A 25,571-nucleotide genomic window follows, 5' to 3' on the forward strand; every position below is an offset into this window, starting at 1 on the left:
GGCGAACTGATTGCGCCACCCACAGTCGAAGGACCTTGCCGTTACCTACCACGTGACGCCCCCTTATGCCGATGCCAAGGATCAACATGTCTTTTCTGAAGATCATTTCACTGGCCTGCGTGGCCCTGATTTTGGGCGCCTGCCAAAGCCTGTTCCAACCCAATCTGCGCAGTCCGCTGACCGTTCAGCGTGACGCCTCCGAGCTGATGAAGCCCGGCTGCACCACCGATGATTGCCCGCTGGTGAACATCGACACCGTGCATTTCCCCGATGAGCCGAAACTTGACGAGATCGTCCAGCGCACGCTGCTGCAACTGACCCGCAGCGACAGCGATGGTCCGGTGCCGCCAACGCTGAAGGCGTATCAGGAGCAATACCTGAGCCGCGCGCCGGCGCGCAACAGCAGCTACCTGCAAGCCAAGGTACGTGAGCAGCATGACGGAATCGTGGTCGTGGAGCTGTCCAGCTACGTCGATTCCGGCAGCGGCCAGGGCAACCCGGGGCGCGCGTTCATCAACTATTCTCGCCAGCAGCACCGCGTGCTGACACTCGCGGACATGCTGGTGCCGGGTCAGGAAGCTGCCTTCTGGGACAAGGCCCGCCTCGCTCATCAGGCCTGGCTGATCAGCAGCAAGCTGGACAAGGACACCGAGTTCCAGAACATGTGGGCATTCAAGCAAACTTCCAACATTGCTCTGACGTACGGTGCGGTGATCCTCAAGTACCCGGTGACAACCATCGCCCCCTACGCCATGGGCCACATCGAGCTGAAGATTCCGTACCCGCAGCTGAACGGCATCATCAAGCCTGAGCTGTTTCCTGGCCGGAGCTGATCGCTTTACTAAGTACCAGCTGCAGCATGCCGGCGACAACGAGCGCGGGCAGCGTCGCGCCGATGTCCGGATACAGATTCGCCAGCAGATGATAGGTGCCGATCCCGCCGATCCACGCGATTAACGTCATCCAGCGCAGGCCCGTCGTCGCGATGCCGTGACGGCGGCGGCGCAGGATGAAGTGATCCACCAGTACCACGCCGAACAGTGGCGCGAACACCGAAGCGATCATCAGCAGGAAGTTCTGGTATTGGGCGAGTGGCGCAAAGCAGGCGATCAGTGTGCAGATGATGCCGATCGCCAGCGACAGGTGTTCGACTTTGGCCTTGAGCAGAATCCCGCTCGATACCGCGGCGCTGTGAATGTCGGCGAACGCGTTTTCCGACTCATCCAGCAGGATAAGCAGCAACGGAATGCCCATCCCCGCGCCCGCCAGCGCCAGCAGCAGCGCGTTGGCTTCACCACTTGGCGCGAAGGCCAAGGTGTACGCCACGCCAAGGGACATCAGCCAGAAATTGCCGATGAAGAAGCCCAGCGCTGTGCCACCGAACACACCGGTGGCGCGCTTGCCGAACCGTGAGTAGTCCGCAATCAGCGGCAGCCACGACAGCGGCATGGCGATGGCAATGTCGAAGCCTACGGCAAACGGCATCGAGCCGTCACCCGCGCGCGACCACAGAACCGTCAGGTCAGCCTTGCTTAACAGATTGAAGGTCAGCCAGGCGCATGCGGCCAAGAGCAGCCAGATGCCCCATTTGCGCAGGATCTGCCGGACGAAGGCCAACGGACCGCTCACGGCGAGCAAGGTCGCGAGGGCGCCGAACACGAAGGTCCAGAGCATCGGACTCGCCCAGAGGCTCCCTTCGGAGAAAGCGCCCGCGCCCAGCAGGCTGGCGGCGTCGCGCATGACGATGATTTCAAACGAGCCCCAGCCCACCAGTTGCAGCAGATTGAGAATCGCCGGAACGCCTGCTCCCTTGCTGCCCAGGCTGAGCTTGAGCGCCGCCATCGACGACAGCCCGGTGTCACTGCCAACGACGCCAACAGCAGCGAGCAGCAAGACGCCGACCAGCGTGCCGAGGAGAATCGCCAGCACCGAGCCGGACATGCCCAGCCCCGACGCCAGTAACGCGCCGGTTTGCAGGACCATGAGGCCGATGCCGAGGGAAAACCACAGAGAGAATAGATCGCGTCCGCCAAAAACCCGCTTGGCGGCGGGTACGGGGGCGTCGGGGGAATAGGTGCCGGGTGTGTTCACGTTTGTTGTCCCGAAGAAACTAATAGTTGATCGTTCCCACGCTCTGCGTGGGCACGCCTACCGGGACGCTCTGCGTCCTGAATGACGCAGAGCGTCAGAGGCGGCATTACCACGCGGAGCGTGGGAACGATCACGCGGCGCTGACTAAGCGCATGCAGATCAAACCTTTTTATAAAGCTGACTGCCTTCCTGCCTGAACCGCGCCGCCTGCTCGCGCATGCCTTCGTCCACCGACACGTCCACCGCGCTGATCTTCTGGTTGGCGGCGTACTCGCGCACTTCCTGGGTGATCTTCATCGAGCAGAATTTCGGCCCGCACATGGAGCAGAAATGCGCGACCTTCGCCGAGTCTTTCGGCAGCGTCTCGTCGTGATACGCACGGGCGGTGTCCGGGTCCAGCCCGAGGTTGAACTGGTCTTCCCAGCGGAATTCAAACCGCGCCTTGCTCAGCGCATTGTCACGAATCTGCGCACCGGGATGCCCCTTCGCAAGATCCGCGGCATGGGCGGCGATCTTGTAGGTAATGATCCCGGTCTTCACGTCGTCCTTGTTCGGCAATCCCAAGTGTTCCTTGGGCGTGACGTAACAGAGCATCGCGCAGCCGAACCAGCCGATCATGGCCGCGCCGATGCCCGACGTGATGTGGTCGTAGCCCGGTGCAATGTCGGTGGTCAGTGGGCCGAGGGTGTAGAACGGCGCCTCGTCGCAGCACTCCAGCTGCTTGTCCATGTTCTCCTTGATCAACTGCATCGGCACGTGGCCCGGCCCCTCGATCATGCATTGCACGTCGTGCTTCCAGGCGATCTTGGTCAGCTCGCCAAGGGTCTCCAACTCACCGAACTGCGCTTCGTCGTTGGCATCGGCAATGGAGCCCGGGCGCAAGCCGTCTCCCAGGGAGAAGCTGACGTCGTAGGCCTTCATGATTTCGCAGATGTCGTCGAAGTGGGTGTAGAGGAAGTTTTCCTGGTGATGGGCCAGGCACCATTTGGCCATGATCGAACCACCACGGCTGACGATCCCGGTCACGCGCTTGGCGGTCAGCGGCACGTAGCGCAGCAGTACACCGGCGTGAATAGTGAAATAGTCCACGCCCTGCTCCGCCTGCTCGATCAGCGTGTCGCGGAACAGCTCCCAGGTCAGGTCTTCGGCGGCGCCACCGACTTTTTCCAGCGCCTGATAAATCGGCACGGTGCCGATGGGCACGGGCGAATTGCGAATGATCCACTCGCGGGTTTCATGAATATGCTTGCCGGTGGACAGGTCCATGACAGTGTCCGACCCCCAGCGAATCCCCCAAGTCAGTTTCGCCACTTCCTCTTCGATGGACGAGCCCAGCGCGCTGTTGCCGATGTTGCCGTTGATCTTCACCAGAAAGTTGCGCCCGATGATCATCGGTTCCAGCTCAACGTGGTTGATGTTGGCCGGAATGATCGCGCGACCGCGGGCGATTTCCTCGCGCACGAACTCGGGGGTGATCTCTTTCGGAATGCTCGCACCGAAGCTCTGGCCTGGGTGCTGCTGGGTGAGCAGGCCGGCGGCGCGGGCTTCCTGCAGCTTCATGTTTTCGCGGATGGCGACGTATTCCATCTCGGCAGTGATGATGCCCTGACGCGCGTAGTGCATCTGGCTGACATTGGCGCCTGCCTTTGCCCGACGCGGATTGCGCACGTGGGCGAAACGCAGCCTGGTCAGCTCGGCATCGGCCAGACGCTGCTGGCCGAAGTTGGAGGTCAGACCTGCCAGACGCTCGGTGTCGGCGCGGGACTCGATCCATGCCGAACGCACGTCGGCCAGGCCTTTGCGCACGTCGATGATGACGTTCGGGTCGGTGTACGGGCCGGAGGTGTCGTACACGCAGACCGGTGCGTTGAACTCGCCGCCGCTGTTTGTTCCAGAGAACCCTGTAGGCGTGACGTCCAGGCTGATCTCACGCATGGGCACACGGATGTCAGGACGCGAGCCCTGAACATAGATTTTCTGCGAGCGGGTAAACGGTTGAACCGACCCCGAATCGACTTGGGCGGATTCACTCAGATTGGCGTTTTTTAGTGTTGTACTCATCACGGGCTCTCCAGACATCATCCAGCAGCGGAATGAATTGTCGGAGCTTGAGCCTGATGAATACGGACGGATGCACCCTGAGACGGCATGGATGCTGAGAATCGAAGAGGCACGGACTGTTCAGATTTTGAACAAAGACGACCCCGGACGACACTCAAGAGGACTCGCCCGGAGACGAGAAATCTTGTTCCCTACGCAGGCGTTAACCTGATCAGGTTCAACGGGATCCGGATTATCCGATCTCAGCCTCATATCAAGGCACCCCGACAAGAACGGCGTCAGTCTAGTCGCGGCGCAGGCCCAACGCCAAGCGTCAAATTCAAACGCGCGTTAAATGGCTGATTTGCCCGATTGTTGTCCCTACCCTCTGGAACTACACTCGCTACGCGTCGCCAAAGCCATCTGGATCGGACGCAACGTCACCGTCTTCATACCGTTTGAATTACTAGGGAATGTCTATGCTGCGCAAACTTTCACTGGCCATTGCCGTGTCGTGTGCTTCGAGTGCGATGGCCGGGGCAGCAGACATGCCGCTGCCCACTAGGACCGGTTTGGTCAGTGTGTATCAGGAAGCGGTCAACAATAACGCCGACCTGGCGGCAGCCCGCGCCAGCTATGACGCGCAGAAGGAAATCGTGCCTCAGGCACGCGCTGGCCTGCTGCCGAACATCTCCGGTGGCGCCGACATCAATGACACCCGCACATCGATCGACCAGCCCTCGGCCGTTATCAGCCGCAGCGGCACAGTCTATCGCGCGACGTTGAGTCAGCCGATCTTCCGCGCTGACCGCTGGTTCCAGCTCAAAGCCGCGAAGGACGTCAACGAGCAGGCCATTCTGCAGCTCTCGGCCACCGAGCAGAATCTGATTCTGCAAAGTGCCGAAGACTACTTCGCCGTGCTCCGCGCACAGGACAATCTGGCCTCGACCAAGGCAGAGGAAGCGGCTTTCAAGCGCCAGCTTGATCAGGCCAATGAACGCTTCGATGTCGGCCTGTCGGACAAGACCGATGTGCTTCAGGCGCAAGCCAGCTACGACACCGCCCGCGCTGCGCGGATCGTCGCCAAACGCCAGGTCGATGACGCCTTTCAGGCGCTGATCACCCTGACCAACCGCGATTACAACTCCATCGAAGGCATCGTGCACACCCTGCCGGTGCTAGCGCCTACACCCAACGACGCGAAAGCCTGGGTCGACACCGCAACCCAGCAGAACCTGAATTTGCTGGCCAGCAACTACGCCGTCAGCGCCGCGGAAGAAACCCTGCGTCAGCGCAAGGCAGGCCACGCACCCACCGTCGATGCGGTGGCGCAGTACGAGAAAGGCGACAACGATCCGCTGGGTTTCACCAACCCCAACTACACCGGCCAGAGTTTCCACGGCAGCGTCGAGCAACGCACCATCGGCCTGCAGGTGAACATCCCGATTTACAGCGGCGGGCTGACCAGTTCCCAGGTCCGCGAAGCTTATGCCCGTCTTGGTCAAAGCGAGCAGCAACGTGAAGGCCTGCGCCGTCAGGTGGTGGAAAATACCCGCAACCTGCACCGCGCGGTGAACACTGATGTCGAGCAGGTGCAGGCGCGCAAACAGTCGATCATCTCCAACCAGAGCGCGTTGGAAGCGACGGAAATCGGTTATCAGGTGGGGACCCGCAACATCGTCGACGTGCTCGATGCACAGCGCCAGCTGTACGCGTCGGTGCGCGACTACAACAACACCCGTTACGACTACATCCTCGACAACCTGCGCCTGAAACAAGCCGCCGGCACGCTGAGCCCTGGGGATTTGCAGGATCTGTCGCGCTTCCTGAAAGCCGACTACAACCCCGACAAAGACTTCCTGCCGCCGGATCTGGCGAAAGAAGCGGCGAAGAATTTTGAGCGGCCGACGGAGCGGTGAGCGGATTCACTGAAAGGATGTAATGCATTGAAAGGGGAATTACTGCGCTTGATTCGTAGTCAGTGAGCTGTGCCCTGAAACCGCGCAGTAGCGTGGTGAATGACGTACTTGTGGGAGTGAGCTTGCTCACGAAGACGATATTCCAGCCGCTGAAGATTTGGCGGATGTACCTGCCTCTTCCCGAGCAAGGTGGAGCGCCACCCCGGTCGGTCCCACAGGTACTCAGTCAGCAGGCAGAGCTGCGGAGTTGGCCAGCTTTACTAGTCGGATTGGTGGCGCCCTGACACTCCGATGCCGTGCGGTAACTAGCGCACCTGTGGGAGTGACCGGGGTGGCGCTCCACCTTGCTCACGAAGGCGGCATTTCAGGCGCAATCAGTTCAACAACCGCCCAATCCCATCCAGCAACCTCTGCAACGCACCTTGATTGGCCTTCATCACGGCCAATCCGGCATCGGCCATTGCCTTTGCTTTCTCGGGCTGGTCGATCAAGCCCCTCACCGCTACGGCCAGTGCGGGCGAGTCACTGACCTCTTCCAACGCGCCGGCGTTACGCAACATCGCGGCGATTTCGAGGAAGTTGAACAGGTGCGGGCCGCTTAGAACGGGTTTATCCAGCGCCGCAGGTTCCAGCAGGTTATGGCCGCCGTTGGGCACGAGGCTGCCGCCGACGAAGGCGATGTCCGCCACCGCATACAGAAACAGCAACTCGCCCATGGTGTCGCCCACCAGAACCGACGTTTCCGGCGTCACCGCCTCGGCCGTAGACCGACGAACGCTGGCGAACCCCTGCTGCTGGCTCAGCTCAAACACGCTGTTGAACCGCTCGGGGTGACGGGGCACAAGGATCAACAGCGCATCGGCATGGGTTTCCATCAACGTGCGATGGGCCGCCAACACCACCTCGTCTTCGCCCGCATGGGTACTGGCGGCAATCCAGACCGGACGCTGGAAGGTCTGCCATTGCTGACGCTGCTGAACGGCGCGCTCGAGCAATTGCGGATCGATGGTCAGGTCAAACTTGATCGAGCCTGTCACCGTGACGCATTCGGGCCGAGCGCCCAGGTCACGAAAACGCTGGGCCTCGGTTTCGGTCTGTACGGCAAACAGGCTCATCTCGGCGAGCATCGGCCGAGTCAGCCCGGCGAAGCGTCCGTAGCCACGGGCGGAGCGCTCTGACAACCGCGCATTCGCCAGCACCGTCGGAATGCCGCGCTTCGCACACTGATGAATGTGATTGGGCCACAGCTCGGTTTCCATGATCACGCCGATCTTCGGCTGGATGTGATCGAGAAAGCGCCCGGCGGCCCACGGAAAGTCATAGGGTAGATAGCAATGCTGGACGCGCGGCTCGTGGGCAAACAGCGACTGAATGCGCTCCGAGCCGGTCGGCGTCATGCAGGTGATGGTGATGGGCAATTGCGGATAGCGAGCCAGCAACGCGCGAATCATCGGCGCAGCGGCAATGCTCTCGCCCACCGACACCGCATGCACCCATATCCCGCCACGCTGCATGGCAGGCAGCCCCAGGGCGAAGCGCTCACCGACCCGTCGCGCGTAGGCCGGAGCTTTGCGCGAGCGCAGCCACAGGCGCAGGGCGATCAATGGGAGGCCGAGGTGAAACAGGATGCTGTAGAGGGTTCTATTCATGGGCGCGGAGTTTATCAGCCAATTGCTGTCAGATTTCCATCGAGCTTCGCACATATCTTGCCCGGCACAGTCCACCTGAGACCACCGCGCCTCCCCCAAAACGCCCGGTTGTTCGGTGCCGGGTAAGCCGCTTTAATGACGGCCATCGAAAAGGAGTGACACCATGCCTGCGTACTACCTGCTGGCCATCGCCATCTGTGCCGAGGTCATCGGCACCGTGTCCATGAAAGCCGTCAAAGGCCTGAGCACGCCGATCCCGCTGCTGCTGGTGATCGTCGGTTACGGCATTGCGTTCTGGATGCTCACGCTGGTGGTGCGCACCATCCCGGTTGGCGTGGCATACGCCGTCTGGGCGGGCATGGGCATCGTCATGGTCAGCATCGCCGCGCTGTTTATTTATGGGCAGAAACTGGATCTGCCTGCCATCGCCGGCATGGGTCTGATCGTCGCAGGCGTTGTGGTCATCCAGCTGTTCTCGAAGACGGCCGGTCATTAAGGGGGTTACTGAAAACAGCCTTCCCCTATAATGCCGGCATTCGTTTCGCCATTTGAGGTGCCCATGTCATCTGCTATTTCCACTGACGTCCTGATTGTCGGCGCGGGCGTTGCCGGTCTCTGGCTCAACGCGCGACTGCGGCATCAGGGCTTTTCAACGGTGGTGGTGGAAAAGGCCAGCCTGGGTGGCGGCCAGACATTCAAATCCCAGGGGATCATTCACGGCGGCGCCAAATACGCCCTGCACGGCGCGCTGTCCGGCGCTTCCGAAGCGATCGCCGACATGCCCCGCCGCTGGCGCGAAGCGCTGGAGGGCAAAGGCGAGCTGAACCTGTCGGGCGTGCGCCTGCTGTCGGAAGCCCACTACCTGTGGTCGCCCGGCACCATCGCCGGCAATCTCACCAGTTTCTTCGCCAGCAAGGCCGTGCGCGGGCGCGTCGATCAGGTCAAGGGCAGCGACCTGCCGCCTGCGCTTCAGGATCCGCGCTTCAAAGGCAAGGTGTACCGCCTGGCCGAGCTGGTCATCGACATCCCCAGCCTGGTAAAAAAACTGACGGATCTGGCGGGCGACAGCCTGCTGGCGGGTCAGGACATCGAGCCGCTGCGGGTTGATAGCGAACTGGTCGGACTGCGCGTCGACGGCCGCGACATCCACGCCCAGCGGGTGGTGCTCAGCGCCGGTGAAGGCATGGCTGATCTGCTCAAGGCGCTGAACGTGAGCCAGCCGGCCATGCAACGCCGGCCGCTGCATATGGTGCTGGTCAAGGGCCCGACGCTTAAACCGCTGTACGCCCATTGCCTGGGTGGCGGGCCGAAACCAAGGATCACGGTGACGACGCATCCGGCGGCCGACGGTCAGTGGGTCTGGTACCTGGGCGGCGACATTGCCGAGGCCGAAGGCGTTGCCCGCAACCCCGCCGAGCAGATCGCCGCCGCAAAAAAAGAACTCGGGAATCTGCTGCCGTGGGTCGACCTCAGTCAGGCGCAGTTCGCCACCCTGCGCGTGGACCGCGCAGAGCCGCAGCAAAGCGGTCTGGTTCGCCCCGACAACGCCTTTCTCGACGTGCAAGGCCGCTTGCTGGTTGGCTGGCCGACCAAGCTGGCGCTGGCTCCCGACTTCGCCGATCGCGTACTGGCCTCGTTGTCCCGGGATGACATTCACCCCACCCCACAACCGCCGCACACCGACTTCCCCAAGCCGCCCCTCGCCATGCCTGTCTGGGATCAACTGCTGCCATGAAGACCCTGCACGATCTGCATCGACCGCTCGGCACCCTCGGCATCAACGTTTCCCCCCTGGGGCTGGGCACGGTGAAGCTGGGCCGCGATCAGGGCGTCAAATACCCCAATGGCTTCACGATTCCCGACGACGGCGAAGCGCAGATGCTGCTGAAGCTGGCGCGGGATCTGGGCATCAACCTGATCGACACCGCCCCGGCCTACGGTCGCAGCGAAGAGCGCCTCGGCCCGCTGCTGCGCGGGCAACGCCAGGACTGGGTGATCGTCAGCAAGGTGGGTGAGGAATTTGAAGCCGGCCAGTCTCGGCACGATTTCAGCGCCGAACATACGCGGCTGTCGGTGGAACGCAGCCTGCAGCGCCTGGAAACGGATTTCATCGATCTGGTGCTGGTGCATTCCGACGGGAACGACCTGCACGTGCTCAACGAATGCGCCGTGTATCAGACACTGGCCGAGCTCAAGCGCGAAGGCAAGATTCGCGGCTTCGGCTTCTCCGGCAAGACCGTCGAAGGCGGGTTGCTGGCCTTGCAGGGCGGCGACTGCGCGATGGTCACGTACAACCTCAACGAACAGGGCGAACAGCCGGTCCTCGACTACGCTGCTGCACACGGCAAAGGGGTGCTGGTCAAAAAAGCACTGGCCAGCGGGCACGTTTGCCTGAGCCCCGGTGTCGATCCTGTGCGTGCCAGTTTCGAGTTGCTGTTTGAACATCCCGGCGTCACCGGTGCTATCGTCGGCACCATCAACCCGCTGCATCTGGCCCATAACGTGGCAACCGCCGCTGCCGTGATCCGTCGTCAGCCCTGAGACGCACGGCCGACCCCAACGCAAGAAGGAGCCGATATGCCGCGAACCCTGATCCGAAAGAACCCCAGTAACTTCAAGACCCTGCCGATATTCGTCGAAGCCACCCCGGAAGGCCTGACCTACCAGAGCGTCGGAATGCCGCTGAATTTCACCCAGACCCTGGCGCGGCGTCGCAAGATCGACGTAGAGGACAGCGAACGGTTTTCCACCGAGCTGGCCAATCTCGGCGTCTCGGTGCGTCTGACTCTGCGCTGGCAGAACCGCGATTACTGGGTGCTGGTTCGCCAGCGCCGTCAGGACCGTGGCGATGTGGTGCTCAAGCTGATCTCCGGCTACGTTCCCGCCCACGAGCTCAACCTGCCGTTGCACACCGCGGTGCAGGAAGTCGCTGAGGAATGCCTGATCGAGACGCCCCAAGGCTGGCTCGGCGGACGCTTCAATGAAACCTGGCTGCCTGCGCCCTACGCGGCAGCGCTGCATTACCGCGAAGCGATGCCCTTTCGCCTCACACCGCTTTCCGGGGCGGCACGCCCTGTACGTTGCGGCAGCCTGACCCTGATCGAGCGGCCCCGCGCTTATGTGCATTTACCGACCGCCTCGTTGCAGCTGATTTACGACATGCGCCTGGAAGTGCCGAAAGAGGCTCGACCGCTGAGCCTTTTCCACGTCGATGAAAGCCTGGAAAACAACGAGCTGGTGGCGCGCCTCAATCGCAGCAAGCCGGATCTCTACCTGATGCCCCTGGAAAACGGCTCGCCCCTGCCCGAGCTGTACACCCTGAAGAACGACAAGCTTTCGCCTGCCGGTACGCGGGGTCTTTATCTGGCCGAGAGCTTCGCTCCGCAAGAAGGCTGGGTGGTGCGCGAGGAGCGGATTCGCTGGAAGGACTGGCTGGTGCAGCAGGGCATGACGCCGAAGAAGAAGCCCAAGTCAGGGTTGACCAAGCTGCGCATCAAGGCGCGGCGCCTGGTCAGGCTGGTTCGCAGCGGCCTGCACAAGTAAGCCGCCGCTCAGCTCTTCTCGGCAAGGCGTTTGTCACGCCAGGTGCGCAGCCGGGCGAAGAAGTGGAAATAGCGGTTTTCGCGTTTGCCCATCCCGCGCTTCGGTGAGAACGACTCATCGGCGAAGGCACCGGTGATGCGCACACGCGAGGCGGTCGTTGGCAGTGTGCACACCCGGGCATCCGCCTTGAGCAGCGCGTACTTGAGCAAGCGCTCCGAGTGCAGTTTGCGGCCAGTCGCTTCGCAGAATTCAAAGATGCGTTCGATCCGCTTGCCGTAGGCCCGGTAAACATCGCGGCCGCAAATGGCAAAACGATCATTCAGCCCGCCCCACCACTGCCAGTCCGGGATATAGGCGTTCAGCCGCCGGGCCTGCGGCGAATGAAAGACATAACCCGGCAGCGGCGAATGGAAGAAGTTGTCCGGACGCACAAACACCACGAAGTCCGGATCGAACGACTCCATCATGCCCGTGACCGTGTGCAGGGAGTTGAGCTGATAGATCAGGTTTCGCAGGGAAACGTGCTCGTCGCCCCAGGTGTCTCCCATCGCCTTGACCCGTTCGAAATCCCAGCGATCGAGCACGCCGTCGGTGGATTCGAGAACCCCCGTCATCGACTGGAAAACGTCGTAGTTCTGCGCCTTCAGCTCGCCCTTCTCCGCCGAGCGCTGGTTGTGCACTTCGTCGATCTTGTAGAGGTGGTAAAAGCATTTGACGTTGCTGCCCTTCGGCAACTGGCCAAGGACATTTTCCTCGATGGACGGAAAACAGATTTCCGAGTTGCGCGGGATACCAAAAAACGCGACCGCAATGTTCAGCACTGACAAACTCTCCGGGATCAATGGCGATGCGCCTGGACACGCGCGCGCAAGCGGCGGACGGGGTCGTTCATTTACTAAATAGCAGCTTGCGCCACCAGCTTCGGGGCTTGAGGGCGATCACCTCGACGTCGGCGCCCAGCAGCCAGTGGCGCTCATAGTCCCAGGCGTGACCGCCCCAGAGCTTGCCGGCTTCATTGGAAAAACCCAGGGTCAAAAGTCTGTAGCGATAACCGGCATGGGGGCGTAGCCAGTCGAGCAGCACCAGCACGTTGAATCCTGTGGAAGGCCCGACGAACCGCTTGCCGTTGGGGCGATCAACCGGATAGTGCTCAGCCAGTGCCGGCAACGGAATGCGGTCCCAATAGAGCGCAACGTCAGGCAGCGGGCACAGCGGGACGGCGCATCCCACCAACAGTGTGAAGCAGCGTGACCCCGGTTGGGCGGCGAGTTTTTGTACTTCAGCGGTTGCGGGGAGTCCGAAGAAATAACAGTCCGGCGCATTGAAGCCATGCACAAACAGGTTGACGCTTTCTGGCTTCAGCAGAGCGGCCTTGACGCACAGATTGAAGCTGACCACCACATCGTCGGCGCCCACGCCCAAGGCATCGAAGTCCGCCTGGGTGATGGCAGGGTTGTTGGCGATGAGGATGACCCGTGCAGCGTTTGCCAGGCACTGGCGCAGTGCAGCGGGAAGTGCGCCGATCACGTCCTGAGCGGCGCCCGGCAATACAGGGGGTTCAAGGGGCGCGGCGCTGTCGTGTTCTGACGGCAGCGTCATCAGGCCGGCACCTGCATGCCATGGCGCAACTTGACCCAGGCACGGGTCAGCGCGGATGGACGCCGCCACGGGCGCATTGGCCGCTGAATTTCATCGGCCAGATCGCGACCCACGCGGGCAAAGGCATAGCGTTCTTCGGCGAATCTTTGCCCTTCGCCCGCGATGCGCGCGGCAAGCTCGGGGTCGCTCTGCAGCAGGCGGATCTTCTCGACGGCTTCGTCTTCGGAGCGGTAGAACATGACGTTGCGCCCCTCTTCGAAGCCCAGCAGATCGTCCTCTTCACCCTGACTCCACGCGAGGAGCACGCAACCGCAAGCCATGGCTTCGAAATTCTTGATCATGAACTCGCCCATGCCGATGTCGGCGCTGACGAAAATCCTGATGCGATTAAGGGTTTCCAGGTATTCGGCGCCAGAGGCCGTGCGTGTCACCAGCATGCCGGCGCGCTGCGCGAGGTTTTCCACCAGCTGCTTGCGCTGGGAATACTCGCGGCTCTTCAGACTGCCAAGGAAGCCCACCGGAATGTCCCGGGGCTGCCCGAGATTGCGCAGCATTTCCTGGTCATAGCCCTTGGACACGAATACCGCATCGATGCCTTCGTCGCGCATGCGCCGCGCCACCATCGCGCCCGACAGCAGCGCGCGACTCCACGGCAGTTGCCGGTACAGGCGCGAGTACATCCCGTGGTATTTGCTCGCGCTCATGTAATTCTGGTAAGCATCGTGCTCAAGAAAGATCAGCCCCGGGATGCACTTGAGCACCGCGCGCTGGCGAGCAAGCCGTTTGACCCGGGAGAAGATCACCACCCGGTCGTAGCTCTGATAGTCGACCGAGGCCAGAAACGGCCCAAGATTCAGCTGCTGTTGCTTGCTCAGGCGAAAGATGACGCAGTCGTCACACTGCTGCCGTACGGTTTCGTACAAGCCGTCCAGTATGACGCGCTGTTCATCCATCACCAGTAACATGACTTTCATACGTTCATATACCGAACTGCGAATACAAAAATGGCAGCGGCAAGGGGTGCCACTCTGCGCTGCGGGCGTCGGATCAGTCCTGACTGCGGATCTTGTCGACGATGGCTGTCGTTGAACTGTTGGCGACCAGCCCCAACACTTTCACGGTGCCGCCATAAGAGGCGACGATGTCAGCGCCGACGACCTGATCAACCGAGTAGTCCCCACCCTTCACCAGCACGTCCGGATGGACATGGGACAGAAGGTTTTCCGGGGTGCCTTCCGGGAAGCTGATCACCCAGTCCACCGCCCCCAGACCTGCCAGCACTGCCATGCGTCGATCGACGCTGTTGATCGGGCGGCCCGGGCCTTTCAGGCGACTCACCGACGCGTCGTCGTTGACCGCCACGATCAGCCGATCGCCCTGGGCGCGTGCCTGTTCCAGGTAGGTGACATGGCCGGCGTGCAGAATATCGAAGCAGCCGTTGGTGAAGACGATGGTTTCGTTGTGGGCGCGGGCGTCGTCAATGGCCAGCAGCAACTGATCGAGGGTCAGCACGCCGCGCTCGGAACCTTCGGCACGCTGGATGGCGCGACGCAACTCGGGCGCACTGATCGCGGCGGTGCCCAGCTTGCCTACGACGATGCCCGCCGCAAGGTTCGCCAGCGCGACCGCGTGCGGCAACTCCTCACCCGATGCAATGGCCGCTGCCAGCGTGGAAATCACCGTATCGCCGGCGCCGGTCACGTCGAAGACTTCCCGCGCACGGGCTGGCAGGTGCAGCGTCGGTTGGTCCGGGCGCAGCAGGGTCATGCCGTGCTCGCCACGGGTGACCAGCAACGCACCCAGATCGAGGTCTTTCATCAACGCTGCGCCTTTGGCGACCAGCTCTGCCTCGTCGACACAATGGCCGACAATGGCTTCGAATTCACTGAGGTTGGGCGTGATCAGGCTGGCGCCACGGTAGATGGCAAAGTCTTTACCCTTCGGGTCGGCCAGCACGGGAATGCCACGGTCCCGAGCTGCCTTGATCAGGACTTGATGGTTCTTCAGCGCGCCCTTGCCGTAGTCGGACAGGACCAACACTTTGACGCCGTCGAGCAAGGCGTCGACCTCGCGGCTCAGGGCCTCGGGATCGGTGGCAAAGGGTTCTTCGAAGTCGATACGCAGGAGCTGCTGGTGCCGGCTCATGACGCGCAATTTGACGATGGTGGGCTGGTGGGCGATGCGTTGGAAGCAGGCGACGACGCCAGCGGCCTTGAGGCTGTTGCTCAGGCTGTCAGCGGCTTCGTCGGTGCCGGTGACGCCGACCAGTGACGCCTTGGCGCCCAGTGCTGCGATGTTCAACGCCACGTTGGCAGCACCGCCCGGACGGTCTTCGATCTGGTCGACTTTGACCACCGGCACCGGCGCTTCAGGGGAGATTCTGGAAGTGCCACCGTGCCAGTAGCGGTCGAGCATGACATCGCCGACAACTAACACTTGAGCCTGATCAAAACGCGGCATGGACAACTTCATCGAACAACCCGTGGCAGAAATGGACAAGGACGGAATCTTAGCACAGCGATCAGCGCTGGCTGGCCGGTTGGCCTCGAATCCCGTAGTGCTTAAAACGGCGCTTCAAATGGCGCCTTTAATGGTGCATCGGCTGTTGCAGTCAAGGACGCGGAAAGCGGCGAACCCAGAACACCTCATGCCGGCGAACGGCCTTGCGGAAGAATTCGTCGTCTCCCGTCAGCGGCCATTCGCGGCCGGCCAGCCAGCGTTGAATCTGCCGACGCAGACGCTTCTTCAGGGGTGGCGGTCCCTGCAGGTCATGCTGCATCGCCAGAGCCATGGCTTTATCAAGTTGCACGTCCGCACTGAGCGACGTACTCCAGAGCTGATCAACCGACGGCGCTTCAACGAACGGCGGCAGCGCCACGCCTTTCCCGGCCAGACCCATGGGCCAGCGATCGTTGTCGTGCAGGTGATTGGCATAGAACAGCGCCACATCAGGCGTGTGCGCGCTTCTGCTCACCGCCTCATATAACGCTTGAGTCGTGGCGATGTGGTCGGCGTGGGGGTCGAGTTCAGGGTGCGGCATGACAATGACGTCCGGTCGATGCGCGTCGAGCAACGCTGCAAGATCGGCAACAAGATTGTTCCAGGTCGGCGCGCCGTCCCGATCCCCTGGCAACGGCGAAGGATTGTGCTGCCGCGCGCTGCGGATGTCGGTTTCTGAAGAGTCGCGAGAGCCAAACGGCTGATCCGGCGACTGGGCCATGGCCGGCAGTTGCAGGCAGTAGTAGCCCAACTGCACGCACTGGCTCTGGGGCACACCGCCCCACAACGGAATCGCCAGGCTGTCCCACGTGCGCAGGCGACCCTTGAGCCGCGCGGCATCGGCGCGGTTCAGCCCCAGTCGTTCATAGCGTTCGGCCTCGATCTCGCCCTGAGTCACCGTGACGATGCTGCATTCGGCGGCCTGGCTGTACAGGCCAAACGCTGCCAGTTCGGCATCGTCGGCGTGGGGCGCGAGGATCATCAACCGTTGCTGGCGGTAATCCGGGTTGCTCAGCACGTACAAACGGGCGGCATTGCCGATGCGACAGAACCCGCCCTTGAGGCGCAATGTGCTGTCAGCAACGACGTCGCGCTGACCGGTGAGGTTCACGTAGCGACGCCCGGCGAAACCCCGTTCGAAATCCTGGCGGTCGTCGCCGGCCACCACGTAAGGGTCCAGCCAGCGACCCAGCCAGTTGCTGCGCAGATCGAGCTCCAGCAGCAGCGTTTCGCCCTCGGCCAATGGCTCGCTCAGTTGCAGCATGCCGTTGACGACGGAGACAGCCTGCGACTGGGCCGCGTCGGGAAACTGATAGCGGTAGTCGCTCTTGGGCGAATAAAACAGATGGTCGGAGAACCAGGCTTCGTGGGCCACCCAGGCAGCAACGATCAGCAACGGCACCAGCCACCACGCGACCCCGATACCAATGCCGATCAGCAGCACCAGACCGATGATCAGCGCCAGACGCTTGTTGCGCCGATGTCGTTTCAGAAGCTGCTGCTTGCGCCCGGACATGTCATCCAACCTTGTAGACAGGCACCGTCTGGCACCAGCGGTCTTTGTATTCACGATCGGAGCGGCCGAAGGAATAGCGCAATGGCTTGTTCACCGCCCTCGCGTCAGCCCAGGCGTTCTGCGTGTTGACGAAGCTCAGCACGCTGCCGGCGCTCAGCGCCTGATGGGCCGGATCCACACCGCCGTTGATGTATTCCACCGACACCCAATGCGGCGACTCGACCCTGTACAGCACCTGAGCGGCAATGGGCTTGCCCTCCAGCAGGATTATCGAGCCGGTCATGAACTCGCGCATCAGCTCGAACACCTTGGCCAAGTGATCCTTGCCCGGTACGTCGAAGCCCCAGCGGGCATGAAACAGGCTTGAGTAAATGCGCGCTTGTTCCTCCGACGTGAAGTCCAGCATCGGCTGCACGACCCCGCCCGCCTCCTCAAGCAACCGCTGCTCGCGACGCTGGTTGTAGCGGAATTTCTTGGAATAGTCCTCGAGCGCGCGGGCGATCGCCAGGCTCTCGGCTTGCGGTTTGAGGGTGTCGATCTGGCCGGCGTTCAACTCCGACACATAGCTCATGCGCTGGCGCACTGGCACTGTCACCCCAGGGGCAACCGGCAGAATGATCTCTGCATTGCCCAGATCGAAGACCCGCCGATCACGCTGCTTGAGCACCTTTTTAGCCAGCGCCAGATCCCGGCCCCAGCAGGCGACCGCAGCGACAACGTTGCCGTCCTGCAGCCAACCCAGATACCGAACCGGAATATCCGCCAAACCGGCGAGACGCTCGATCACCTGCGGGTGCGTGGCAACGCTGCCGCCAAACTGCTGCCAGGCGGTGGCGTAAGTCGTTGCATCGATCGGGGTCCAGCCTCGCTCACGCCATGCGCGCAAGTGACTCAGCATGCATCGACTGCCCGATCGATTTCGACAGGCTCGTCTTCTTCGAACTGTTTGGCATGCAGGCGCGTGTAGTAGCCGTTCAGCGCCAGCAGTTCGGCATGGGAACCGCGCTCGACGATACGGCCTTCGTCCATCACCAGAATAACGTCGGCTTTTTCGATGGTGGTCAGGCGGTGGGCGATGACCAGCGTGGTACGGCCCTGCATGACTTTTTCCAGCGCCTTCTGGATGTGGCGCTCGGACTCGGTATCCAGCGCTGAAGTCGCTTCGTCGAGAATCAGCAGCGGTGCATTTTTCAGCAGCGCGCGGGCAATTGCCAGACGCTGACGCTGGCCACCGGACAGCAGCACGCCGTTCTCGCCAACGAGGGTCTGATACTGCTGAGGCAGTTTGTCGATGAACTCATCGGAATAGGCATCGGCCGAGGCTTTTTTGATCTCTTCCAGCGGCACGCCCGCCAGATCGCCATAGGCGATGTTGTTGGCGATGGTGTCGTTGAACAGCGTGACGTTCTGGTTCACCAGGGCGATCTGTCGGCGCAGGCTGCGCAGGGTGTAATCCTGAGTCTGGACGCCATCAAGGAGGATCTGGCCCTGCACATGATCGTAGAAACGCGGGATCAGGCTCGCCAACGTGGATTTGCCGCTGCCGGAGCGACCCACGAGCGCGACCATCTGGCCGGCTTCGGCGACAAAACTGACGTCGTTCAGCACGCGTTTTTCCGTGCCCGGGTAGGTGAACGTGAGGTTCTTGACCTCCAGACGGCCGGAAACCTTGTCGCGCTCTACCGTGCCCAGGTCCTGTTCGGTTTGCTCGTCCAGTTGCTCGAAGATGCTCTCCGCACCGGCGACGCCCTTCTGGATGGTGGAACTGACTTCGGACAGCTGGCGGATCGGCTTGGGCAGCAGGCCGGCCATGGTGATGTAGGCCACCAGATCCCCCGCCGAGGAATCGCCGCGCAGATAAAGGACAAGGAACATCACGATGGCCATGCCGCTGTAGGTCACCAATTGCAGCATCGGCGTGTAGACCGCGCCGGTCTTGGTCATCGCCAGTTGCTTCTTGGTGTTGCTGCGGCTGGCCTTTTCGAAGCGGGCCTTTTCGTAGTCTTCGCCGCCAAAGCTGCGGACCACGCGATAGCCGTGAATAGTCTCGGACGCCACGTGGGTTACGTCGCCCATGGCCACCTGAATCTTCTTGCTCTGCTTGCGAAATTTCTTGCTGGTGCTGTTCACCATGACCGCGATCAGCGGCAGTATCGCCAGCATCACCAGGGTCAGTTTCCAGTTCATCCACAGCAGCGCGCCGAACAGGAAGATGACCGTCATGCCCTCACGAATCACGACTTTGATCGCGTCGGTGGCAGCGCCGGTGACCATGGTCACGTTGAAGGTGATGCGCGAGATCAGATGCCCGGAGTTGCTGTTGTCGAAGAAGCGGTTGGGCAGCGTGAGCAATTTGTTGAACAGCACGACGCGCAGGTCATGGACCAGCCCGAGGGAGACGCGGGCCAGGAAGAAGTTGCCCAGATACGAGCCGGCACCTTGCCACGCCGCGATCAGCACGATCATCAGCGGCACCGCCTGCAGCAATTGCAGGTGGCCAATATAAGGGTTGCCGGGGAACAGACTGGCTTCAGGATTGGCCAGGCCATCCACGAAGTATTTGAGGATGTAGGCGAGCATCGGCTGGGTGGACGCAAAGATAAGAAAGCCGACAATGCTCAAGCAGAAAAGGCCTATATACGGCCGCACATAGGTCAATAGACGAAAGTAAATCGCCAGGGTCGTTTTAGCTTGAGGATCAGGACTGCTCATGGGAATCCGCACGAAAAAATTAGGCGGGCATGGTAGCACAACCCATTTTTGTCGACCCCTGCTGCGACCCAAGCGGGGCCGACTCGGGTAACATGCCGCATTTGTTCAGGTAAGTATGCCGATGCATCCAATGGAACACAGCGCCTATCTGGCCTTGCGAGAAAACGCCACCGTGCTCGAAGCGGACGGATCCGGGGACAAGGTTCTGTTGCTTGAGGACGGCACCATTCTCAAACTGTTCCGCCGCAAGCGCCTGATCAGCTCGGCCTTGCTGTTTCCCTACGCGCAACGCTTCGCCGACAACATCGAAGCCCTCAAAAAGCGCAACATTCCCTGCCCGGACGTCATCGCCACCTACCGAATTGCCAGCATCAGCCGCGACGGCGTGCGCTACACGCCGCTCCCCGGCCTGACCATCCGCCAGGTGCTGAAAGAGCACGGTGAAAGCGCGCCACTGCGGGCTGAGCTGGGTGCGTTCATCGCCCGCTTGCACGATCAAGGTGTTTATTTCCGCTCGCTGCATCTGGGCAACGTGATCCTCACCCCCGAGTCAAAACTGGGGCTGATCGATATCTCTGACATGAAGTGCCAGCGCAGGACGTTGAGCGACTCGAAGCGGCTGCGCAATTTCCAACACCTGCTCCGCTACAAGGAAGATCGCGCGTGGCTGGTGGAAAGCGATGCGGGCGTGGCCTTTATTTCGGCTTACACAAAAGGCCGGAGCGCGCACTTTACGGCGCGTTTGCAGGCGCTGTTTGCGTAGAGGCGTCGGATTGGACGCCCAGCAGTTCGTCGAGGCGCTGCAGGGTGATTTTAGGAATAACCCGCTCCGGCATGCGGCTGACGCGGGATAGGTTGAACACCTGCATGCCGGTTCTTGGGAGAATCTTGCGGGCCATCAGCGCGAAACTTGGCAGGATGTACTGCTCGAAATCCTCGTCCAGGCTGCTGGGCAAAGCCGCTTCTCCTTTCTCGTAAAAGCGCCCCCCGCCCTGACGCAGGTCCATTCCGACCACGAACACCTGACGAAACCCCAGATGGCAAACCAGCTGCAAGGCGCCGAAAGGAATGGTCCGGCTGCCGAAATAGCCTCGTTTGAGGTTCAGGCTGAAGCCGATACGGTTGGGCTTGCGACGCAGCAGGGAGAAGTTCGAGATCAGCTCATCGTCGTTACGGATAGACCACGCATAGGCTCGATCTGACATGACGGCCTTGCCTTCCTGGCGATTGACCCGCTCCAGCAGATAGATCTTTTTGCCGTTCAGGGCAGTGGCGTCAGCCGCGTGAATCGCCTGAAGCACATCAAGGCTCATCGCCAGATGCTCGCCATGGCTGACCCCCATCAATGCGAGCGCCGGCCGGCCGATGACGAAGTTCGGATCGTCACACAGGTAATAGAAAGGCCGTATGCCCTCGTCGACGCAGCGCACGATCGAGCCGTTCATGGCGACGACCGGCAGGCTTCGGTAACGGGAAAGCGGGAACTCGTTCGCCGAGGGTCCGGACGCCAGCAGCAGCACCGGCCCTGTGACAGAACGCCGTGAGTGCGCGAAGTCCTGCAGGCAAATTTCCAGATCATGCCCTACCAGCCAGCATTGCTCGCCCCGCGCTTCAACCCTCAGCACGCCGCGCCTCCCGGGAGATCGCCACGGCGCCGGCCAGCGGCAGCCAGAGCCATTCCCACACCAGATTGGGTGACCCAACGAAGGTGTGCAGCTCGACCGTCATCACCACGCCACCGGCGCAGAGGATCGCCAGCCAGAGCCGGGCGGTCTCCGAGGTCTTGCGCGCTCGCGCCAGACAAGCGCCGGCGTGCAGCATTGTCGCCAGCAGCAGCGCCAGACCGACGATGCCGAACTGGTAAAGCACCTCGAAATACAGGCCGTGGGTATTGCGTACGATTTGCCCGGTGGAAAGGTGAACTTCCCCCAGCGGCGTACCGGCGCCAACCCCGAACCACCAGTGCCCGGCCAGTCGCTCGAACACCGCCAGCCAGACTTCGTTGCGCCCCGTCACGCCGCGGGTCTGCACTTCGTACGCCAGCTCGCTGAAGCCGAATATGAGCACGAGCGCGATGACGATAGCCGCCGGGATGAGAATGTTGCGGCGCAGTTTGCCGCTGGTCATGGTGCCGAGCAGCACCAGACCGCCGACCGATGAAGCCAGCCAGGCGCTGCGCGCGAAGGTGAAGTAGATGTAGGTGGCAATAAGGGCGCAGCACAGCAACCAGAGAGCGATTTCGGCACGACGCCGTGAACGTAGCGTCAGCCAGACCCCGGCCAGCAGAAACAAGCCGTAGTTCATGCCGGCAACGATGGTGTTGCCGAAGTCGGCCACATCGGTCACGCCCGAGCCGGCCAGTGACATCTGCCGATAGCCCAGAACAAAGGCGCCGTGAATGGCGAGATTGAGCATCGAAAACCCGGCGAACAGGGCGACCACCGCCACCGAGATCTTGAGGATTTTTTCCCAGTCGAAGGTGCCGCTCGCCCGTATCACGCCAACGCCGATGAAAAACACGAGAATGAGCAGAAGCCGACGCAGGGACTTCATGTCGTCGTCGGCCAGGAGGCTGTTGATCAGCAGATAGGCGAACAGTAGCAGGACGGTATACGTCAGCGGACTGACTGAAAATGACCGCCGGCTCAGCGCCGGCGCGGCGCAGAGCAAGGCAATGACCAGCGCCGCGCGAATGAACGCAGCCCAGGAACTTGACTCACCGGGCCACCAGAACGGCCCGAGAAATATGATCAGCATCACCACTGCAAGCAGTAAACCTGCAATGTACCCCGCGCGTGCCGGCAAATTTTTTACAACCATTCCAATCCATATCCTGTGCTATGCAGCCGGGTGTTCATTGCTATCAGAGGCCAATGGCTGCCAGCGGTTCGAGTGAAATCAGGTTTCCGAAGTGAGCGCGACGACTTGCGGCAGCTGCCAGAACACCGCTTTTACCGCCTCGTCGCTGAAACGGTCGTGAAGCCGCTGCAGCATCGCATCCGCGCAGGACTGGCGCAGTTCGGCGTCCATCCGCGAAAGATGTACCAGCCCTTGAGCCAACGGCTCGGCACCGCCCAGGGGGAACAGAATGCCCACGCCTTCGACGACTTCCTTCGCGCCGCCACAGGCTGTGGCCAGCAGCGGCACACCGGCCACCATGGCTTCGAGCAAAACCATGCCGAAGGGCTCGTGATCGGAACTCAGCGCGAATACGTCGAAGGCCTTGAAGTAGCGGCTGGCCTGGGTCACTTGCCCCGCCAGCATGACCTCTTGGCCGATGCCCAACTCGACTGCCAGGTGCTTGAGGTCTTGCTCCAGTCGGCCCTGACCGAGAATCACCAGCTGGCTGTCAGCGGGCAGGTCGGGCAACGCCTGGGCGAAACCGCGAAGGAGCGTCGACTGGTCCTTGTCAGGGTGCAGCCGACCGACATTGCCCACTACCCACGCCTCCTGCGCCAGGCCCAATGCGTCGCGGGCCTCTTCGCGGGACAGCAGCGTAGCGCTGAGCTGATCGACATCGATGCGGTTGTAGAGGGTCTGGATACGCTCGGCCGGCCACTTGGGGAGGCATTTGCGTATGTCATCGCGCACGGCATCAGACACGCCGAGCAGGCTCAAACGGGAGCGGAACAGGTTAGCCAGCACCTTGCGGCTGCGGCGGCGGTAATCACCAAACGCATGATGAACACCGATCACCGGCAAGCGAGTCGCAACGAGGGCGATGTAGGTCGGCTTGAAACGGTGGGTGATGCAAAACTGAAAGCTGCGCGACGCCGCGATCTTGCGCAGATCGCGAATGGCTCCCACCTTCATGCCACCAATGGCTTTGGAGCTGTACTCCATGAACAGCACTTCGTCCGACGCGCAGCTGGCTGCAACGTCGGCATCGGCGGCGCCGGTCAGGAATACCGTGGTGACCCGGTATCCCCTGCCCACGAACAGGCTGGCGTATTGACGGGCGCAGTCGAGGAACGGCCCGTCATAGCCGTGGCAGAACTGTAAAACATGACGCTCAGCTGAGCGTGTCATGGGTGTCCACGCCGTCTTTGACCACCAGAATGTCTTCCATGATCAGGTACTCCAGATCCGAGCCAAAGAACATGTTCAGCGCGTCGGTCGGCGAGCAGATCATTGGCTCGCCGCGGCGGTTGAGCGACGTGTTGAGCGAGACACCGTTGCCGGTCAGGTCTTCGAGCGCCTTCATCATGTCGTAGTAACGCGGGTTGTACTCGCGCTTGAGCACCTGGGCGCGGGACGTACCGTCTTCGTGGACGACTTCCGGCACACGGGTTTTCCACTCTTCCGCCACTTCGAAAGTGAAGGTCATGAACGGCGCCGGGTGATCGATCTTGATCATCTGCGGGGCGACGGTGTCGAGCATCGACGGGCAGAACGGCCTCCAGCGCTCGCGGAACTTGATCTGATGGTTGATGCGATCGGCCACGCCGGCGACGCTCGGGCAGCCGATGATCGAACGACCACCGAGGGCGCGTGGGCCGAACTCCATGCGGCCCTGGAACCAGGCCACCGGATTGCCCGCGACCATGATCTTGGCGATGCGCTCGGGGGTGTTGTCGATCTGGCGCCAGGCCGGCTTGCTCGGGTGGCGGGCGCAGGCGGCGATCACGTCTTCGTTGCTGTAGGACGGGCCGAGGTAAACGTGTTCCATCTTCTCGACCGGCACGCCGCGGGCGTGGGAAACGTAGGCGGCAGCACCGACAGCAGTGCCGGCATCACCCGACGCCGGCTGAACGAACAGCTCTTTCACGTCGGGGCGCGCGATGATTTTCTGGTTCAGCTTCACGTTCAGGGCACAGCCGCCGGCAAAGGCGAGCTTGCCGGTTTCCTTGAGGATGTCGCCCAGATAATGGTCGATCATCTGCAGCGACAGCTTCTCGAACAGCGCCTGCATGCTGGCGGCGTAATGGATGTACGGCTCGTCGGCGATGTCGCCTTCGCGCTTGGGACCCAGCCACTCGATCAGTTTCGGCGAGAAGTAGAAGCCTTTGCCCTTCTCTTTGTAACGGCGCAGGCCGATGACGTTGGCGTATTCGGTGTTGATCACCAGTTCGCCGTTTTCAAAGGTGGCCAGACGGGAGAAATCGTATTTGGTCGCGTCGCCGTACGGCGCCATGCCCATGACTTTGAATTCGCCGTCGAGCATCTCGAAACCGAGGAATTCGGTGATCGCGCCATACAGGCCGCCGAGGGAATCCGGATCGAAGAATTCCTTGATCTTGTGGATCTTGCCGTTTTCGCCGTAGCCGAAGAACGTGGTGGCGTACTCGCCCTTGCCGTCGATGCCGAGGATCGCGGTTTTCTCTTGGAAACCGGAGCAGTGATAAGCGCTCGATGCGTGAGCCAGGTGGTGCTCGACGGGTTCGATCTTGATCTTTTTCGGATCGAAACCGAGTTGTTCCAGGCACCAGACGATCTTGTTGCGATAGCGCTTGTAGCGGCGGTTGCCCATCAGGATCGCGTCGAGTGCGCGGTCCGGGGCATACCAGTAGCGTTTGGCGTAGTGCCAGCGCGCTTCGCCGAACAGGCTGATGGGCGCGAAAGGAATGGCGACGACGTCGACATCGGAAGGCTTGATGCCCGCTTGTTCGAGGCAGAACTTCGCTGATTCATAGGGCATGCGGTTCTTGGCATGCTTGTCGCGAACGAAACGCTCTTCTTCGGCCGCAGCAACCAGCTTGCCGTCGATGTACAGGGCTGCGGAAGGATCATGGCTAAGGGCGCCGGACAGGCCAAGGATCGTCAATGCCACTAGGGTCTAGCCTCTTAAGTCTGCATGCAGGCATCACGCGCCTGACAAATAAGGTGTGTCTGGCGCCACGGCGGCAGACAGCTAAAGGGCGGGATTATAGCGTAATGGCTCTGGAAGTGGTCGCAGGGAATGAAGTGCCGCGCGATGCATGCGCAGGACCGGCTTTAGCCGGGAAGAGGCCCGCATTGACACCCTCGATTCTGCGGTGTGACACCCGACGCCTTCCCGGCTGA

Annotated in this window: 21 protein-coding genes and 1 riboswitch; of the genes, 7 read left to right on the top strand and 14 right to left on the bottom strand. The window is 61.7% G+C overall.

Translation table 11 applies throughout. The features are described from left to right. Positions 1-86: 86 nt before the first annotated feature. On the top strand, positions 87-833 hold the full coding sequence (locus tag IFT99_RS23000) for an RsiV family protein (protein ID WP_192135369.1): 747 nt from the start codon (positions 87-89) through the stop codon (positions 831-833). On the opposite strand, the gene cytX is transcribed toward IFT99_RS23000, so the two are convergent. Beyond that, entirely contained in the window at positions 802-2,091 is a 1,290-nt protein-coding gene (gene cytX / locus IFT99_RS23005) for a putative hydroxymethylpyrimidine transporter CytX (protein WP_192135371.1), read from the bottom strand. The two genes, IFT99_RS23000 and cytX, sit on opposite strands and share 32 nt — an antisense overlap. A gap of 159 nt (positions 2,092-2,250) precedes the next feature. Beyond that, positions 2,251-4,152: a phosphomethylpyrimidine synthase ThiC gene (thiC, locus tag IFT99_RS23010; RefSeq protein ID WP_192135373.1), complete on the bottom strand. Its 1,902-nt coding sequence runs from the start codon at positions 4,150-4,152 to the stop codon at positions 2,251-2,253. Positions 4,153-4,323: 171 nt separating this feature from the next. Next, positions 4,324-4,428, bottom strand: a riboswitch (TPP riboswitch). Positions 4,429-4,610: 182 nt separating this feature from the next. On the opposite strand from thiC, the gene IFT99_RS23015 reads away from it, so the two are divergent. Continuing rightward, complete coding sequence (locus tag IFT99_RS23015; RefSeq protein ID WP_122625610.1) at positions 4,611-6,050, top strand: TolC family outer membrane protein; 1,440 nt, start codon at positions 4,611-4,613, stop codon at positions 6,048-6,050. Positions 6,051-6,424: 374 nt separating this feature from the next. Here IFT99_RS23015 and waaA read toward each other — a convergent pair whose 3' ends face one another. After that, entirely contained in the window at positions 6,425-7,699 is a 1,275-nt protein-coding gene (waaA, locus tag IFT99_RS23020) for a lipid IV(A) 3-deoxy-D-manno-octulosonic acid transferase (protein ID WP_192135375.1), read from the bottom strand. 163 nt (positions 7,700-7,862) lie between these two features. Between waaA and IFT99_RS23025 the strand changes: the two genes are divergently transcribed. The 4 genes from IFT99_RS23025 to IFT99_RS23040 all read left to right on the top strand — a co-directional run bounded on the left by IFT99_RS23025 (position 7,863) and on the right by IFT99_RS23040 (position 11,242). Next, on the top strand, positions 7,863-8,195 hold the full coding sequence (locus IFT99_RS23025) for a DMT family transporter (RefSeq protein ID WP_065987835.1): 333 nt from the start codon (positions 7,863-7,865) through the stop codon (positions 8,193-8,195). 63 nt (positions 8,196-8,258) lie between these two features. Continuing rightward, a complete protein-coding gene (locus IFT99_RS23030) occupies positions 8,259-9,434 on the top strand; it encodes an NAD(P)/FAD-dependent oxidoreductase (protein WP_192135377.1) in 1,176 nt (391 codons plus the stop codon). Further along, positions 9,431-10,240, top strand: a complete 810-nt coding sequence (locus IFT99_RS23035) for an aldo/keto reductase (RefSeq protein WP_065987837.1) — start codon at positions 9,431-9,433, stop codon at positions 10,238-10,240. Before IFT99_RS23030 ends, IFT99_RS23035 begins: the two co-directional genes overlap by 4 nt. Positions 10,241-10,276: 36 nt before the next feature. After that, positions 10,277-11,242 (top strand): metal ABC transporter ATPase, encoded by a 966-nt coding sequence (locus IFT99_RS23040; RefSeq protein WP_065987838.1) that lies wholly within the window; start codon positions 10,277-10,279, stop codon positions 11,240-11,242. Positions 11,243-11,250: 8 nt separating this feature from the next. Here the strand turns inward: IFT99_RS23040 and IFT99_RS23045 are convergent, their stop codons facing one another. The 7 genes from IFT99_RS23045 to msbA form a co-directional block, all read right to left on the bottom strand. Then, complete coding sequence (locus IFT99_RS23045) at positions 11,251-12,063, bottom strand: hypothetical protein (RefSeq protein ID WP_065987839.1); 813 nt, start codon at positions 12,061-12,063, stop codon at positions 11,251-11,253. 67 nt (positions 12,064-12,130) lie between these two features. Further along, complete coding sequence (locus IFT99_RS23050; RefSeq protein WP_192135379.1) at positions 12,131-12,841, bottom strand: hypothetical protein; 711 nt, start codon at positions 12,839-12,841, stop codon at positions 12,131-12,133. Next, positions 12,841-13,815, bottom strand: coding sequence for a glycosyltransferase family protein (locus IFT99_RS23055; protein WP_192135381.1), 975 nt, complete (start codon positions 13,813-13,815; stop codon positions 12,841-12,843). The genes IFT99_RS23050 and IFT99_RS23055 overlap by 1 nt, the downstream gene beginning before the upstream one ends. A gap of 73 nt (positions 13,816-13,888) precedes the next feature. After that, positions 13,889-15,313, bottom strand: a complete 1,425-nt coding sequence (hldE, locus tag IFT99_RS23060) for a bifunctional D-glycero-beta-D-manno-heptose-7-phosphate kinase/D-glycero-beta-D-manno-heptose 1-phosphate adenylyltransferase HldE (RefSeq protein ID WP_065987842.1) — start codon at positions 15,311-15,313, stop codon at positions 13,889-13,891. A gap of 139 nt (positions 15,314-15,452) precedes the next feature. Further along, entirely contained in the window at positions 15,453-16,856 is a 1,404-nt protein-coding gene (locus IFT99_RS23065) for a PIG-L deacetylase family protein (RefSeq protein WP_192135383.1), read from the bottom strand. A 1-nt stretch (position 16,857) separates the two neighbouring features. Then, positions 16,858-17,754: a GNAT family N-acetyltransferase gene (locus tag IFT99_RS23070; protein ID WP_192135384.1), complete on the bottom strand. Its 897-nt coding sequence runs from the start codon at positions 17,752-17,754 to the stop codon at positions 16,858-16,860. Next, positions 17,748-19,568 (bottom strand): lipid A export permease/ATP-binding protein MsbA, encoded by a 1,821-nt coding sequence (gene msbA, locus IFT99_RS23075; protein ID WP_065987845.1) that lies wholly within the window; start codon positions 19,566-19,568, stop codon positions 17,748-17,750. Before msbA ends, IFT99_RS23070 begins: the two co-directional genes overlap by 7 nt. A 121-nt stretch (positions 19,569-19,689) precedes the next feature. Between msbA and IFT99_RS23080 the strand changes: the two genes are divergently transcribed. Beyond that, on the top strand, positions 19,690-20,331 hold the full coding sequence (locus IFT99_RS23080) for a lipopolysaccharide kinase InaA family protein (RefSeq protein WP_192135386.1): 642 nt from the start codon (positions 19,690-19,692) through the stop codon (positions 20,329-20,331). Here IFT99_RS23080 and IFT99_RS23085 read toward each other — a convergent pair. The 4 genes from IFT99_RS23085 to IFT99_RS23100 all read right to left on the bottom strand — a co-directional run bounded on the left by IFT99_RS23085 (position 20,300) and on the right by IFT99_RS23100 (position 25,338). Next, positions 20,300-21,193, bottom strand: coding sequence for a lipopolysaccharide core biosynthesis protein (locus IFT99_RS23085; RefSeq protein ID WP_192135388.1), 894 nt, complete (start codon positions 21,191-21,193; stop codon positions 20,300-20,302). The genes IFT99_RS23080 and IFT99_RS23085 overlap by 32 nt on opposite strands. Next, positions 21,180-22,388: an O-antigen ligase family protein gene (locus IFT99_RS23090; RefSeq protein ID WP_192135390.1), complete on the bottom strand. Its 1,209-nt coding sequence runs from the start codon at positions 22,386-22,388 to the stop codon at positions 21,180-21,182. The genes IFT99_RS23085 and IFT99_RS23090 overlap by 14 nt, the downstream gene beginning before the upstream one ends. 78 nt (positions 22,389-22,466) lie before the next feature. Further along, positions 22,467-23,597 carry a glycosyltransferase gene (locus IFT99_RS23095; protein ID WP_192135392.1) on the bottom strand — a complete coding sequence of 377 codons (1,131 nt, stop codon included), beginning with the start codon at positions 23,595-23,597 and terminating at the stop codon, positions 22,467-22,469. Beyond that, positions 23,581-25,338, bottom strand: a complete 1,758-nt coding sequence (locus IFT99_RS23100; RefSeq protein ID WP_065987849.1) for a carbamoyltransferase family protein — start codon at positions 25,336-25,338, stop codon at positions 23,581-23,583. Before IFT99_RS23100 ends, IFT99_RS23095 begins: the two co-directional genes overlap by 17 nt. Between the last annotated feature and the right edge of the window lie 233 nt (positions 25,339-25,571).

Source organism: Pseudomonas sp. CFBP 8772, assembly GCF_014841665.1.
Lineage (GTDB): Bacteria > Pseudomonadota > Gammaproteobacteria > Pseudomonadales > Pseudomonadaceae > Aquipseudomonas > Aquipseudomonas graminis_B.